At 69.3% G+C, this 14,663-nt stretch carries 13 protein-coding genes; 3 read left to right on the top strand and 10 right to left on the bottom strand.

The window, feature by feature from the left end:
• Nucleotides 1-14 precede the first annotated feature (14 nt).
• The 3 genes from BW991_RS07700 to BW991_RS07690 are packed head-to-tail and all read left to right on the top strand — an operon-like array spanning nucleotide 15 to nucleotide 3,206.
• Nucleotides 15-812, top strand: coding sequence for a uroporphyrinogen-III synthase (locus BW991_RS07700; protein ID WP_076601692.1), 798 nt, complete (start codon nucleotides 15-17; stop codon nucleotides 810-812).
• Nucleotides 809-2,020, top strand: a complete 1,212-nt coding sequence (locus BW991_RS07695; RefSeq protein ID WP_076601506.1) for a uroporphyrinogen-III C-methyltransferase — start codon at nucleotides 809-811, stop codon at nucleotides 2,018-2,020. Before BW991_RS07700 ends, BW991_RS07695 begins: the two co-directional genes overlap by 4 nt.
• 10 nt (nucleotides 2,021-2,030) lie before the next feature.
• Nucleotides 2,031-3,206, top strand: a complete 1,176-nt coding sequence (locus BW991_RS07690) for a heme biosynthesis HemY N-terminal domain-containing protein (protein WP_076601691.1) — start codon at nucleotides 2,031-2,033, stop codon at nucleotides 3,204-3,206.
• Between the two features lie 62 nt (nucleotides 3,207-3,268).
• On the opposite strand, the gene hemF is transcribed toward BW991_RS07690, so the two are convergent.
• The 10 genes from hemF to BW991_RS07640 form a co-directional block, all read right to left on the bottom strand.
• Nucleotides 3,269-4,198 carry an oxygen-dependent coproporphyrinogen oxidase gene (gene hemF, locus BW991_RS07685; RefSeq protein ID WP_076601505.1) on the bottom strand — a complete coding sequence of 310 codons (930 nt, stop codon included), beginning with the start codon at nucleotides 4,196-4,198 and terminating at the stop codon, nucleotides 3,269-3,271.
• Nucleotides 4,199-4,211: 13 nt separating this feature from the next.
• Nucleotides 4,212-5,501 (bottom strand): phosphoribosylamine--glycine ligase, encoded by a 1,290-nt coding sequence (purD, locus tag BW991_RS07680; protein WP_076601504.1) that lies wholly within the window; start codon nucleotides 5,499-5,501, stop codon nucleotides 4,212-4,214.
• A 20-nt stretch (nucleotides 5,502-5,521) separates the two neighbouring features.
• Nucleotides 5,522-7,111: a bifunctional phosphoribosylaminoimidazolecarboxamide formyltransferase/IMP cyclohydrolase gene (gene purH / locus BW991_RS07675; protein WP_076601503.1), complete on the bottom strand. Its 1,590-nt coding sequence runs from the start codon at nucleotides 7,109-7,111 to the stop codon at nucleotides 5,522-5,524.
• 72 nt (nucleotides 7,112-7,183) lie between these two features.
• The gene (locus BW991_RS07670; protein ID WP_050414691.1) at nucleotides 7,184-7,420 is read right to left on the bottom strand and encodes a helix-turn-helix domain-containing protein; all 237 of its coding nucleotides are present in this window, start codon (nucleotides 7,418-7,420) and stop codon (nucleotides 7,184-7,186) included.
• Nucleotides 7,417-8,439, bottom strand: a complete 1,023-nt coding sequence (gene dusB / locus BW991_RS07665) for a tRNA dihydrouridine synthase DusB (RefSeq protein WP_076601502.1) — start codon at nucleotides 8,437-8,439, stop codon at nucleotides 7,417-7,419. The genes BW991_RS07670 and dusB overlap by 4 nt, the downstream gene beginning before the upstream one ends.
• An 89-nt stretch (nucleotides 8,440-8,528) precedes the next feature.
• Nucleotides 8,529-10,250, bottom strand: a complete 1,722-nt coding sequence (locus BW991_RS07660) for a diguanylate cyclase (protein WP_076601501.1) — start codon at nucleotides 10,248-10,250, stop codon at nucleotides 8,529-8,531.
• Nucleotides 10,251-10,329: 79 nt separating this feature from the next.
• Nucleotides 10,330-11,487 (bottom strand): FAD-dependent monooxygenase, encoded by a 1,158-nt coding sequence (locus tag BW991_RS07655; RefSeq protein WP_076601500.1) that lies wholly within the window; start codon nucleotides 11,485-11,487, stop codon nucleotides 10,330-10,332.
• Nucleotides 11,474-12,826, bottom strand: a complete 1,353-nt coding sequence (locus tag BW991_RS07650) for an aminopeptidase P N-terminal domain-containing protein (protein WP_076601499.1) — start codon at nucleotides 12,824-12,826, stop codon at nucleotides 11,474-11,476. Before BW991_RS07650 ends, BW991_RS07655 begins: the two co-directional genes overlap by 14 nt.
• A gap of 57 nt (nucleotides 12,827-12,883) precedes the next feature.
• A complete protein-coding gene (gene murU / locus BW991_RS07645; RefSeq protein WP_076601690.1) occupies nucleotides 12,884-13,564 on the bottom strand; it encodes an N-acetylmuramate alpha-1-phosphate uridylyltransferase MurU in 681 nt (226 codons plus the stop codon).
• 8 nt (nucleotides 13,565-13,572) lie between these two features.
• Nucleotides 13,573-14,577 carry an aminoglycoside phosphotransferase family protein gene (locus BW991_RS07640; RefSeq protein WP_076601498.1) on the bottom strand — a complete coding sequence of 335 codons (1,005 nt, stop codon included), beginning with the start codon at nucleotides 14,575-14,577 and terminating at the stop codon, nucleotides 13,573-13,575.
• Nucleotides 14,578-14,663: the final 86 nt, after the last annotated feature.

The following is a 14,663-nucleotide window of genomic DNA, read 5'->3' as shown; positions in this document are numbered from 1 at the left end:
CGACGGTGGCGATCATGACCGCGGCAACGCTGTCCGGGCGCCACATCGTGGTGACCCGGCCGTCCGGGCAGGCCGACAGCCTGTGCACGGCGATCGAGGCGCGCGGCGGCATCGCGCTGCGCTTTCCGGTGCTCGCGATCGGCGAGCCCGAGGACGGCCGCGCCCTCGATGAGGTCATTGCCCGGCTGGACGAATTCGATCTCGCGTTCTTCGTCAGCCCGAATGCCGTGAGCCACGCCCTCGGCCCGGTTCTCGCGCGTCGCCCCTGGCCCGCCGGCCTGCGCGTCGCCACCGTCGGCAAGGGCAGCGAGCGGGCGCTGGCGGGCTACGGTTTCAAGGACGTCATCGCACCGCAGAGCGGCTTCGACAGCGAGTCCGTGCTGGCCCTGGCGGAGTTCCGGGCGGACGCGGTCGCGGGCAGGCACGTCCTGATCTTTCGCGGCGACGGCGGTCGCGACCTGCTCGGCGAGACCCTGCGCGAACGGGGCGCGACGGTCGAATACGTCACCTGTTATCGCCGCTATTGCCCCGCGATCGATCCGACGCCCTTGCTGCGTCTGGCTGCCGACGGGCGCCTCGATGCGATCACGCTCACGAGCAGCGAGGGCGTCGGCAACCTGCGCACCATGGTCGGCGACGATGGCTGGCCGGTGCTGCGCACGGTCGCCGTCTTCGCGCCCCATCCGCGCATCGTTGCACATGCACGCGCGGCGGGCTTCGAGCTCGTGCTCGAGACGCCGGCGGGCGACGAGGGGCTGGTCGGCGCCCTCGAGTCTCATTTTCGGCACGCCTCGGTTACACTCAGGCCATGAACCAAGAACAATCCGCGCTCACCCAGTCCAGTTCATCCGAATCCGCCCCCGCTCCGAATCGTGAAGCGGCGGGGCGTCCGTCCGCCTCCGCTGCTGCGGGCGGCAGTTCCCGTGGCGGCCTGGCCGTTGCGATCTCCGTGATTGCGCTCGTCGGCGCCGGCGTGCTCGGCTGGTACGTGCACGACATGCGCGGCAGCGTTGCCGCCGTGCGCGAGGAAGTTGCCCAACGCCTCGCGGCGGGCGACTCGGCCGCGACCGAATATCGCGCGCTCGCCCGCCAGCAGCAGGAGACCATCGCCGCGCTGCAAGGCAAGCTCGGGGCGCTCGAGGCCCAGGTGGCCGCCACCGAGGGGCAGGCCGCTACGCTCGAGACGCTTTATCAGCAGTTCTCGCGTACGCGCGAGGACCGCGTCATCGCCGAGGCGGAATACGCCGTGGCGATGGCGGCGCAGCAGCTGCAGCTCGCCGGCAACGCCGAGGCCGCGCTGGTCGCCCTGCAGGGCGCCGAGGGGCGCATCGCCGCGCAGGACGCCGGCCAGCTGCTGCCGCTGCGGCGCGCGCTGGCGCGCGATATCGAAATGCTGAAGGCCGCGCCGCAGGTGGATGTCCCGGGCATCGCGCTGCGCCTCGAAGGCCTGCTCGAACGAGTCGATGGCCTGCCGCTCGCGTTCGCCGGCGAACTCGCTGCGCAGCCGTCCGTCGATGGAGACACTGCCGCTGCGCCGGCCGCGGCCGCGCCGTCGCCGATGGATTTCATCAAGGAGGTGGCGCACGAGGTCTGGCACGAGATCCTCGCGCTGGTGCGCATCGAGCGTCTCGACCAGCCCGAGCCGGTTCTGCTCGCTCCGGCCCAAAGCACCTACCTGCGCGAGAATCTCAAGATCCGCCTGCTGACCGCCCGTCTGGCGCTGCTGGCGCGCGACGGGCGCACGTTCTCGGCGGACCTTGCCCAGGCGCAGAGCTGGGTGGGACGCTACTTCGACAAGCGCGACGCCAAGGTGCAGGAGACCCTGTCCGAGCTGGCGGCTCTCGCGGCGATGCCGGTCAAGGTGGAGCAACCCGCGCCGGTCGAGAGCATTGCCGCGCTGCGCCTGCTGCAGGCGCGCGCGGGCGAGGCGAACCGGAACGCTCCGGCGGTCGCCGTGCCGCCCGCCGAGCTACCGGCGAAGGGAAGTGCCGCGCAACAGCCCGCCGGCGCCGCGCGCTGAGGAGCCGGTCATGCGTGCATTGATCTGGCTCATCGGAATCTTCGCGCTTGCGGCCGGCGTCGCGATGCTCGCGAGCGTCAACGACGGCTATGTGCTGATCGTCGTTCCGCCGTGGCGCGTCCAGCTCTCGCTCAACCTGCTGATCGTCGGGCTGATCGTCGCGTTCTTCAGTGCCTACGCGGTGTTGCGGATCATTCGCCGGACGATGGCGTTGCCCGGGCGCGTCGTCCAGTACCGCGAGCGGCGCCGCAAGGAAAAAGCCGGCCGCGCACTGCGCGACGGGCTGCGCGCGCTGTTCGAGGGGCGTTTCGCGCAGGCGGTGAAGTTCGCCGGTGCGGCGTTTTCCGACAGCGACAACCGCTCGATGGCGGCGCTCGTCGCCGCCCGCGCGGCACACGCGATGCGCGACGACACGCGTTATCGCATCTGGCTCGGGAAATCGGCCGAGCAGGAAGACGAATCGCGCGTCGCGCGCCTGATGACGGAGGCGGAGCTGGCGGTGGAAGGGCGTCGTTTCGAGGAGGCCGCCGAGCGTCTCGAGAATTTGCGCCTTGCGGGCCATCGCCATATCGCCGCGCTGCGCCTGTCGTTGCGGGTCGCTTCTGCGCTCGCGCGCTGGGACGAGGTGCTGCGCACCGCGCGCCAGCTGCACAAGCACAAGGCCATGTCCGAGGAGCAGGTGCGTTCCGTGCTGCGGCGCGCGCATCTCGAGCGCATGCGCGAGTTGGCCGGCGACGCCGAGGGTCTGACCGCATACTGGCGGGAGATTCCCGCGGACGAGTTGAACGACCGGCGCCTGGTCGAACGTGCCGTGCCTTACCTCGCCGAGACGGGCCAGGGGGCGCTCGCGCGCCGGACGCTCGAGCGCCTGCTCGATGCGGAATGGGACAGCGGCCTCGCCCGCCTGTACGGTTATTGCTGCGAAGGCGACGCCGTCGATTGCCTCGCCCGCGGCGAGAAGTGGCTGCGCATGTATCCCAAGGATGCCGGCCTGCTGTTCGCGCTCGGGCGCCTGTGCCTGAACGCGCAGCTGTGGGGCAAGGCGCAGAGCTACCTCGAGGCTTCGCTCAACCTTGCACCGTCGGTCGAGACGCATCTCGCGCTGGCCGGTCTGCTCGAGCGCCTCGAGCGCGCGGACGAGGCGCAGGCGCACTATCGCGCCGCCGCACAGCGTTCCGCCGCCTGAAAACGAAACGGCCGCCCCGTGTGGAGCGGCCGTCGTTCATCCCTGCCGGCGCTTGCCGGAACTCAGCACCAGTCGCGCGGCTTGAGGAATTCGTCGTAAAGCTTCGCTTCCGCGCTCCCCGCTTCGGGATGCCAGTCGTAGCGCCATTTCACGATCGGCGGCAGCGACATCAGGATCGATTCGGTGCGTCCGCCCGACTGCAGGCCGAACAGCGTGCCGCGGTCGAACACCAGGTTGAATTCGACGTAACGACCGCGGCGGTAGGCCTGGAAGTCGCGCTCGCGCTCGCCATAGGCGATGTCCTTGCGGCGCTCGAGGAGCGGCAGATAGGCCGGCACGAAAGCGTCGCCGACGCTCTTCACGAGGCCGAAGCCGTCATCGAACGCGATCTTGCCGTCCGCGCCGAGGTCGTCGAAGAACAGGCCGCCGACACCGCGCGGTTCGTTGCGGTGCTTGAGGAAGAAGTAGCTGTCGCACCACTCCTTGAGGCGACGGTATTCCGCCTCGCCGCCGAAGGGCAGCACCGCTGCCTTGCAGGTGCGGTGGAAGTGGCGGACGTCCTCTTCGAACGGATAGTAGGGCGTGAGGTCCATGCCGCCGCCGAACCACCAGATCGGCGCTGCGTCGGGCTCGTTCGCCGGCGGCAGCGCGATGAAGAAGCGCACGTTCATGTGCGCGGTGGGACAGTACGGGTTGCGCGGGTGCAGGACCAGCGACACGCCCATCGCCTCGAAGGAGCGGCCGGCGAGTTCGGGGCGGTGCGCCGTCGCGGACGCTGGCATGCCGGCGCCCATCACGTGCGAGAAGTTCACGCCGCCGCGTTCGAAGAAGCGGCCTTCCTCGATGACGCGGGTGATGCCGCCGCCTCCGCCCGGACGGTCCCACGCGTCGGTGCGGAAGCCTTCGCCGTCGAAGGTCTCCAGCGCCGCGACGATGCGTTGCTGCAGGGCGAGGAGGTACTCCTTGACGGCGGAGCGGTCGGGCGCGCTCATCGTGGCTGCGTCCTCAGGCCTTGCGCGCGACGGCGCGGTGGCCGATGTCGCGGCGGAACTGGCGGCCGTCGAAGACGATCGCGTCGGCGACTTCGTACGCGCGCTTCTGCGCGCTGCGCACGTTGTCGCCCAGCGCGGTGACGCACAGCACGCGCCCGCCGGCGGTGATGACCTGCCCGTCCTGTTCGGCGGTGCCGGCGTGGAACACATGCACGTCCTCGACTTCGGTCGTGGGCAGGCCGGTGATGACGTCGCCCTTGCGTGGCGACTCGGGGTAGCCCGCCGCCGCGAGCACGACGCCGAGGGCGACGCGGCGGTCCCATTCGGCTTCGGCCTGGTCGAGGCGGCCGCCGATTGCGGCTTCGACGAGGTCGGAGAGATCGGTCTTGAGCCGCATCATGATCGGCTGCGTTTCCGGATCGCCCATGCGGCAGTTGAATTCGACCACGCGCGGCTGGCCGGCGTCGTCGATCATCAGGCCGGCGTAGAGGAAGCCGGTGTAGGGCAGGCCGTCGGCCGCCATGCCGGCGAGCGTGGGCATGATGATCTCGCGCATCACGCGCGCGTGCACTTCGGGCGTGACGACCGGGGCGGGCGAGTAGGCGCCCATGCCGCCGGTGTTGGGGCCTTCGTCGTTGTCCTTGAGACGCTTGTGGTCCTGGCTGGTGGCGAGCGCCAGCGCGTTCTTGCCGTCCGCCATGACGATGAAGCTCGCTTCCTCGCCGCGCATGAACTCCTCGATCACGACGCGCGCGCCGGCGTCGCCGTAGCTCACGCCCATGCGATTGTCGGTGAGCATCATGTCGATCGCGGCATGTGCCTCGTCGAGCGTCATGGCGACGACCACACCCTTGCCGGCCGCGAGGCCGTCGGCCTTAATGACGATCGGGGCGCCTTCGGCGTTCACGTAGGCGTGTGCCGCCGCGGCGTCGGAGAAGGTCTGGTACTTCGCCGTCGGGATGTTGTGGCGGATCAGGAAGCGCTTGGCGAAGTCCTTGGAGCTTTCAAGCTGTGCCGCGGCCTTCGTGGGTCCGAAGATCGGCAGGCCGGCGGCGCGGAAGGCGTCGACGACGCCGGCTGCGAGCGGCGCTTCCGGGCCGACGACGGTGAACTGCACCTGCTCGCGCTTCGCCAGCTCGACGAGCTCGGGGATCGCCGTGACGGCGACGTTCTCGAGCAGCGGCTCGCGCGCCGTGCCCGGATTGCCCGGCGCGACCAGGACGCGCGTGACCTTGGGCGACTGCGCGAGTTTCCAGGCCAGTGCGTGTTCGCGGCCGCCGGAGCCGATGACGAGAACTTTCATGCTGTTTCCTGCGCTGCGGATCAGTGGCGGAAGTGGCGGAAGCCGGTGAAGACCATCGCGACGCCCTGTTCGTCGGCCGCGGCGATCACTTCGGCGTCGCGCATCGAGCCGCCGGGCTGGATGACGGCGGTGGCGCCGGCCTGGGCGAGCACGTCGAGGCCGTCGCGGAACGGGAAGAAGGCGTCGGAGGCGACGACCGTGCCCTTGACCGTGAGGCCGGCGTTCTCGGCCTTGATCGCGGCGATGCGGGCGGAGTCGACACGGCTCATCTGGCCGGCGCCGACGCCGACGGTCATGCCGTCACGGCAGTAGACGATGGCGTTCGACTTGACGTACTTGGCGACGCGCCAGGCGAAGAGGAGGTCGCCCAGTTCCTGCTCGGTCGGCGCGCGCTTGGTGACGACCTTGAGGTCGGCGACTGCAATGCGGGCCTCGTCGGCGCTCTGCACCAGCAGGCCGCCGCCGACGCGCTTGTAGTCCAGCGCGCCGGCGGGCTTGCCCAGCGGGCAGGTGAGCACGCGCACGTTCTGCTTCGCGGTCAGCAGCGCCAGCGCATCGGCGGTGTAGGCGGGGGCGATCAGCACTTCGAGGAACTGCGCCGACACGGCTTCCGCCGCGGCGCGGTCGACTTCGCAGTTGAAGGCGATGATGCCGCCGAAGGCCGAGGTCGGATCGGTCGAGAAGGCCTTGCGGTAGGCGGCGGTCGGCGACTCGGCGATGGCGACGCCGCAGGGGTTGGCGTGCTTGACGATGACGCACGCGGGCGTCGTGCCTTCGAAGGCCTTGACGCATTCCCATGCGGCGTCGGCGTCGGCGATGTTGTTGTACGACAGTTCCTTGCCCTGCAGCTGCTTGTACGCGGCGATCGAGCCTTCGGGGGCGTTCGGCTCGCGGTAGAACGCGGCGGACTGGTGGGGGTTCTCGCCGTAGCGCAGGTCCTGCACCTTGTCGAAGGCGACCTGGTAGCGCTCGGGATAGGCTTTCTTGGCCACTTCGCCGTTGTCGCCGAAGGTCAGCGCGGTGAGGTGGTTGGAGATCGCGCTGTCGTAGCGGGCGGTGTGGGTGAAGGCCTTCACCGCGAGGGCGAAGCGGGTCTTGTAGCTCAGTTCGCCGCCGTTCGCTTTCAGCTCGTCGACGATCGCTGCGTAATCCTCGGGGTTGGTGACGATGCCGACGCCGCCCTTCGCGTCGCCGTGATTCTTCGCCGCGGCGCGCACCATGGTCGGGCCGCCGATGTCGATGTTCTCGATGGCGTCCTCGAGCGTGCAATCGGGCTTGGCGACGGTCTGCGCGAAGGGGTAGAGGTTCACGACCACGAGGTCGATGCGCGAGATGCCGTGCGCGGCAATGGTCTCCATGTGCTCGGGCAGGTCGCGGCGCGCGAGGATGCCGCCGTGCACCGTCGGATGCAGGGTCTTGACGCGGCCGTCGAGCATCTCGGGGAAGCCGGTGTGCTCGGACACGTCGGTAACCGGCAGGCCGGCCTCGCGCAGCATCGAGGCGGTGCCGCCGGTCGACAGGATCTTCACGCCGAGGCCGTGCAGGGCCTGGGCGAATTCGAGGACGCCGCGCTTGTCGGAGACGCTGATCAGGGCTTGGGAGACTTTCATCGTTCGGATCGCAGGAGGGAGTCGGAAGGCGGGAAGCCGTGCGCAAGCTGCGGCGCGCGGCGGAATTCGGGCTTACAGGAGTTCGTATTCGGTGAGCTTGCGCCGCAGCGTGTTGCGGTTGATGCCGAGCATCTCCGCGGCCACGGTCTGGTTGCCGTTGGCCTGGCGGAGGACGAACTCGAGCATCGGGCGTTCGACGTTGCGGATCACCATCTCGTAGATCGCGGCGGGTTTTTCACCGTCGAGGTCACGGAAATACTGGTCCAGGGTGCGCTGGACCGAGTCGGCAATTTCGTTGGGGCGGCTCATGCGGCAAGTTCCTGCGGGAGTTCTTCTTCGTAGCGCAGGCGGGCGTCCTGCTGGGCCAGTTGGCCGAAAAAGTCCTCGACGGCCGCCATCTGCGAGCGCACGTCGGGGAGCTGGTTCATCGCGCGACGGAAGGCGGCCGACCCGACCAGGCCCTTCGTGTACCAGGAGATGTGCTTGCGGGCGACCTTGACGCCGGTATCTTCGCCGTAGAAGGCGTACAGGTCGGCCAGATGTTCGCGGCACACCTGGAGGATCTCGCTGACCAGCGGCGCGGGCATCAGTTCGCCGGTCGCCAGGAAGTGTTCGGTCTCGCGGAAGATCCACGGCCGGCCCTGGGCGGCGCGGCCGATCATGACGCCGTCGGCGCCGGTGTAGTCGAGCACGTACTTCGCCTTCTCGGGCGAGGTGATGTCGCCGTTGGCGATGACCGGGATCTTCACCAGGGTCTTCACGTGCGCGATGGTGTCGTACTCGGCTTCGCCCATGTACTGGTCGGCGCGCGTGCGGCCGTGGATCGCGATCGCGCGGATGCCCGATTCCTCGGCGATGCGCGCGACGGTCGGGGCGTTGCGATGCTGGCGGTTCCAGCCGGTGCGGAACTTGAGCGTGACCGGGGTGTTCGGCACCGCAGCGACGACGGCTTCAAGGATGCGGGCGACGAGGGGCTCGTCCTGCATCAGCGCGGAGCCCGCCATCACGTTGCACACCTTCTTGGCCGGGCAGCCCATGTTGATGTCGATGATCTGGGCGCCGCTGTCCGCGTTGTAGCGGGCGGCCTCGGCCATCATCTGCGGGTCGGCGCCGGCAATCTGCACCGAGATCGGATCGACCTCGCCCTCGTGGTTGGCACGCCGGCGCGTCTTCGCGCTGCCGTAGAGCAGCGAGTTGGACGTAACCATCTCGCTCACTGCGACGCCCGCGCCGAGCTTCTTGCACAGCTGGCGGAAGGGGCGGTCGGTGACGCCGGCCATAGGGGCGACGAACAGGTTGTTGCGCAGGGTAAAGCCGGCGTACTGCATGGGCGGGGCGTGTTGCGGGGGAAAGGTCGGGATTTTACCCCATGCGGCGCCGGGCGAGCAGCCGAATGCTCGCCCCGGCAGCGACTGCGTCACACTGGTGTGGTATCCGCGCCCGTCGCCGCAGGCGTGCTCGGCTCGGGAGGCAGTGCGCGCGTGCTGCGGTTGCGCCCGCCTTCCTTCGAGCGGTAGAGCGCCGCATCGGCGGCCTCGATCAGGCCCTCCGGGGTCGAGACGGGAAGCTCGGGGAACGCGGCGACGCCGACGCTGATGGTGACCTTGAGGCCGTCGACTTCGGCGGCTTCGATTTCCACCCGCAGCCGCTCCGCGACGCAGAATGCGCCCTCGAGCGTCGTGTTGGGCAGGATGCCGACGAATTCCTCGCCGCCGTAACGGCACGCGAGGTCGTACTTGCGCAGCGCGTCGTGGAAATTCTTCGCTACGGATTGCAGCACGCGGTCGCCCTGGTCGTGGCCGTAGGTGTCGTTGAATTTCTTGAAGTGGTCGATATCGAACATCAGCACCGCGAGCGAGGTGCCGGTGCGCTGCGCGCGGTTGTATTCGGTGTCCAGCGTGGCGTCGAGGTGGCGGCGGTTGAACAGGCCGGTGAGGCCGTCGGTGGTCGAGAGCCGGCGCAGTTCGTCCTCGAGGCGCTTTTCCTCGGTGATGTCGCGCAGCAGTGCGGCCGATCCGACGATGTTGTGGTCGCTGCCGAAGATCGTGGAGGCGAAGACCTGCAGGACGCGCTCCTTGTAGGCGGTCGTGATCGCGCCGCCCTGCTCGGGGTCGGACAGCCACAGGCGCATCTGCTCCTCGTCGTCGAGGAGCGCGTAGAAACCTTCCTTGACGATCTGGCTTATGGGCTTTTCGAGCAGGCGTTCGGCGGCCGGGTTCACCAGCACGATCTCGCCGGTGCTGTCCGTGACGATGATGCCTTCGCCGGCGCCGTGAATGATGGTCGTGAGCTTGTCCTGCTCGCGGCGCAGGCCGTCGTAGGTGGTTCGCAGCTCCGAGGTCATGCGGTTGAAGCTGTTGGCCATCGTGCCGATTTCGTCGCGGCTCTGGATCGGCACCTGGTGGTCGAGGTCGCCGTCCGAGACGCGCGTCATCGCGTGCGTGACCTTTTCCAGCGGTTCGACGACGGTGCGGCCGAGCATGTAGCCGGTGAGCAGCATGGTCGCCATCAGCGCCAGGGCGAGGCCGCCGATCGCGTACTGGCGCACCTCGTAGATGTCGCGTTCGACGGCGGCGAGCGAGGTCGTGAGCTTGATTACGCCGCGCACCTTGTTTGCGGTGCCGTGGCATTTGCTGCAGGCCTCGATGTACTTGATCGGGGCGAGGAAGGTCAGGGTGCGGTGGCCGTCGAGGCCGGGTTCGTAGACGGCGAGCGTGCGGTTCTCGCTGACGGTCGCGAGCAGGTTGGGGTCGTCGGCCGGCAGCACCGGAATCTGCTGTTCGTGGTCGCGCGGCGTGAAGGTTTCCTCGCCGCGGCGGCGGTTCACGTCGTGGATGGTCTTGTTGTCGCGGAAGGCTTCGTCGCCATTGGTGCGCAGGATGCGGAAATCGATGATGTCGGTGACCTTCTTCAGGCGGTCCGCATAGGACTCGGCGATGTCCGCGGAACCCGCCAGCATCACCGCCTGCAGGCCCTGGGCCACGCTTTCGGTGAGCTTTTCCATCGTGCGCTCGTTCTGGCTCAGGACCGTTTGTTCCTGGAAGTGCGTATAGAAGAGTGCCATCGCCACGAGCACCACCGTGACTGCAATGCCGACCGCGAGGGTGATCTTGTAGCGAATCCGCATGTTCTTGTTCATGTTGTGGACTGTCGGTGCCTGGATTGTTCGGCTGCAATCATATAACGCGGGGTTGCCGGCGGGGCCGGCATCGCGCGTATCACGGCCAGGCGCGTGCGCCGAACATCATGCGGCGGGCGATGAAGTGGCGCAGCGGCGGCAGCATGTCGAGCGCGAACAGGGCGGCGCCGCGCGCGTGGTGCAGGGGGACGAAATCGTTGCTGAAGATGCGCACCAGGCTGTCGGTGAAGTTGATCGCGCCGAAACGGTCGAGCCGGCGGGCGTCGCGCCAGGCTGCGAGCGTGCCGGCGAGGCCGGGGTCGCCGCGGTAGTCGAGGAGGGTGCGGGCGAGCGCCCACACGTCGCGCAATGCGAGATTGAAGCCCTGGCCGGCGACGGGGTGCAGGGTCTGGGCGGCATTGCCCAACCAGACCGTGCGCGGGCCGACGGGGTCGCGCCGGTAGCGCAGCACCAGCGGGTAGCGCAGCCGCCCGGTGACGCGCGCGAGTTGCACGCGGCTGCCGAAGCGGCGCTGGAGGTGTTCGCGGTAGGCGGCATCGGGCAGGGCCAGGAGCTCGGTGGCGCGCTGGGGCGAGGCGACATGCACCAGCGCGTACTCGTCGCCGTGGGGCAGCAATGCGATCGGCCCCTCGCTCGTGAAGCGTTCGAAGGCGGTTTCGCGGTGCTTGCCGGCGATGCCCACGTTGGCGATGAGTGCGTGCTGGCCGTAGTCGCGCTCGACGATGTCCGGCGTGCCGGCCAGCAGGCCGCCTTCGGCACAGGCGACGAGGCGGGCGCCGGCGGCGGTGCCGTGGATGGTGGCGCCGGTGCCGGCGAGGCTGGCCGTCACCGAGTCGGAGTTCGAGTTCAGGCTGGTCACCTCGGTCTGGTCCATGACCGTGATGCCGGCGCATTCGACGGCGTCGCGCAGGGCCGCGGCCAGAGCGCCTGCCTGGACGACGTAGCCGAGTGCGGGCACGCCGTAGTCGTCGGCCTCGAGCCGGGTGCGGCCGAAGCCGCCCTGTTGCGACACGTGGATGTGGCGGATCGGTGTCGCCGGCAGATCGTTCCACACGCCCAGGCGTTCGAGCGTGAGGCGCGAGCCGTGGGCCAGCGCGAGCGCGCGCGGATCGGCGGCGACGGCGTCGCGCGGACGCGTGTCGGCCAGCGCGATCGCGAGGCCGCTGTCCTTGAGTGCGAGGGCGAGCGACAGGCCGACCGGGCCGGCGCCGACGATCAGCAGGTCATGCTGCGCCATCGGCGGCCTCGCGCATGACGTCCTCGATGTCGGCGACCGAGCGCGGCGCCGCTTCGGTGATGTATTCGCAGCCGTCTTCGGTGACCAGCGCGTCGTCCTCGATGCGCACGCCGATGTTCCAGAACGCTTCCGGCACGCCTTCGGCGGGGCGGATGTAGCAGCCCGGTTCGACCGTCAGCACCATGCCCGGCGCCAGCGGCCGCCACTGGCCGTCGAGCTTGTATTCGCCCGCGTCGTGCACGTCGCGCCCGAGCCAGTGGCCGGTGCGGTGCATGTAGAAGCGGCGGTAGTGTCCCTGTTCGAGGACTTCGGCGAGGCTGCCGGACAGGAGCTTGAGGTCGAGCATGCCCTGCGCGAGCACCGCGACGGCGGCGTCGTGCGGCATGTTCCAGTGCGCGCCGGGCCGGATCGCGGCCTTCGCGGCGGTCTGGGCGGCGAGCACGAGTTCGTAGATGTCGCGCTGCGGGCCGCTGAAGCGGCCGTTCACGGGGAAGCTGCGGGTGATGTCGGAAGCGTAGCCATCGAGTTCGCAGCCGGCGTCGATCAGCAGCAGCTCGCCGTCGCGCATCTGGCGGTCGTTCTCGACGTAGTGCAGCACGCAGGCGTTGGCGCCGCTGGCGACGATGGACGGGTAGGCGGGGGCCTGGCTGCCGGCGCGGCGGAAGGCGTGGATCAGCTCGGCCTCGATCTCGTATTCGAAGCGCCCGGGGCGGGTCGCGGCCATCGCGCGGCGGTGGGCTTCGCCCGAGATGTCGCCGGCGCGGCGCATGATCGCGATTTCGGCGGCGTCCTTGAGGATGCGCATCTCGTCGAGTTCGGCGCGCACGTCGCGGATCGCGTGCGGCGGGATCGCGCCGGCGCGGGCATTCGCGCGCACGGTGTTGAGTGCGCGCATCACGCGGGCGTCCCAGTCGCCGTTGTGGCCGAGGCTGCACCACAGCACGGGCTGTCCGGACATGAGGTCGGGCAGGCGCTGGTCGAGCTCGCCGATGGTCCAGGCTTCGTCGAAGCCGAAGTGCTCGCGCGCCGCGTCCGGGCCGTAGCGGTAGCCTTCCCAGATCTCGCGCTCCTCGCTCTTCTCGCGGCAGAACAGGATCGATTTCGGCGAATCGCCGGCGATCAGCACCACCACCGCCTCGGGCTCGCCGAAGCCGGTGAGGTAGTGGAAATAGCTGTCGTAACGGAACGGGTAGTTCGTGTCGCGGTTGCGCGCGTATTCCGGGGCGGTCGGCACGACGGCTACGCCGCCGCCGAGTGCGTTCATGCGGGCGAGCAGGCGCTCGCGGCGGGCGCGGAAGGGGGCGACGTCGAGCGTGGAGCGGTCGAGGGGCGTATTCATCGGCAGATTATGGCATGTGCGCTGGTGTCGGATTCGACCGGGCCGGCCGGAGCGCGTTCAGGTGCCGGCCGGCCGCAGCCGGGCGTCGAGTTCGGCCAGCCGTGCCGGGGTGCCGACGTCGAGCCAGTAGCCGGCGTGCGCTGCGCCACCGACACGCCCCGCGTCCATCGCCGTGCGCAGCAGCGGTCCCAGCGCGGCGCGCGTGCCCGCGGCGATGCCGGCGAAGAGGACGGGGTGGTAGATGCCGATGCCGGAGAAGGTCAGCCGCGGTTCGCCGTCGCGGTGGAGACGCCCGTCGGCGAGACGGAAGTCGCCGTCGGGATGGTGTTCGGGGTTTTGCACCATCAACAGGTGGGCAAGGTCGCCGTCGGCCGAGAGCGTGGCGCCGCGCTCGCGCAATGCCGCGAGGTCGGCGTCGCAGAACACGTCGCCGTTCACGACGAGGAAGGGCGCGTCGCCCAGCAGCGGCAGCGCCTGGCGGATGCCGCCGGCGGTCTCCAGCGCCTCGGCCTCGGGCGAGTAGCGGATGCGCACGCCGAAGGCGCTGCCGTCGCCGAGGGCGGCCTCGATCATCGCACCGAGGTGGGCGTGGTTGATCGCGATGTCGGTGAAGCCGGCATCGCGCAGGCGCTCGATGTGCCACACGATCAGCGCCTTGCCGCCCGCCTGCAGCAGCGGCTTGGGACAGGCGTCCGTCAGCGGGCGCATGCGTTCGCCGCGCCCGGCGGCGAGGATCATCGCGCGCATCAGAACGTGTAGCCGACTTCGACCGGCTCGGGGTCGAGGCGGTCCAGCAGCCGCAGCAGCGGCCCGAGGTCGCGGTAGCGCTTGCATGCGCGGCGCAGGTAGTCCATTACCAGCGGCATGTCGCGCAGATAGCCGTCCTTGCCGTCGCGGTGATACAGGCGCGCGAAGATGCCCAGCACCTTGATGTGGCGCTGCACGCCCATCCACTCGTAGTCGCGGTGGAAATCCGAGAAGTCTTCCCGCACCGGCAGGCCCAGCTTGCGCGCCGCTTCCCAGTAGCGCGCGAGCATGTCGAGGGTGAAGTCCTCTTCCCAGTGGATGTAGGCGTCCTTGAACAGCGAGGCGAGGTCGTAGGTGAGCGGGCCGTACACCGCGTCCTGGAAGTCGATGATGCCGGGGTTGACCTGGTCGGGGAGGTACATCAGGTTGCGCGAGTGGTAGTCGCGGTGCACGAAGACCTGCGGCTCGGCGAGGTTCACCGCGAGGATGCGGTCGAAGGTGTCCATCAGGGTGACGCGCTGGCGGTCGTCGAGGGTGACGCCCTTGTGGCGCTCGATGTACCACTCGGGGAACAGCATCAGTTCGCGCAGCAGCAGCTCGCGCGAGTATTCGGGCAGCACGTCGGGCCGGCTCGCGCGCTGGATCGCGATCAGCGAGCCGAGGGCGTCGGCGTAGAGGTGGGCAGCGTTGTCCTTGTTCAGCGCGGCGAGGTAGGTCGTGCTGCCGAGGTCGGAAAGCAGCAGGAAGCCCTGGTCGAGGTCCTGCGCGAGCACCTCCGGGACGTGTGCGCCGGCGGCGCGGAACAGCTCCTCCACCTTGAGCCAGGGGCGGCAGTCCTCGCGTTCGGGCGGGGCGTCCATGACGACCAGGCTGGGGCTGCCGTCGGCGAAGTTCACGCGGAAATAGCGGCGGAAACTGGCGTCGGCCGATGCGGGCGTCAGCTCGAAGGCCTTTCCGGACATGCGGTTGGTCAGCCAGTCGTTCAGTTGGGCAAGTCTGTGCACCGGGTTCTCCGCAACGCTTCGTGTAAAATCCGCGAGTTTATCAAAAGGCCGGGGCCGTGCCGGGTACGTGCCGCCGGCGATGAAAC

It is taken from the genome of Aromatoleum tolulyticum (genome assembly GCF_900156155.1).
GTDB lineage: Bacteria > Pseudomonadota > Gammaproteobacteria > Burkholderiales > Rhodocyclaceae > Aromatoleum > Aromatoleum tolulyticum.
Note: the sequence above shows the minus strand (reverse complement) of the source record. Positions and strands in the feature narration are given on the sequence as shown.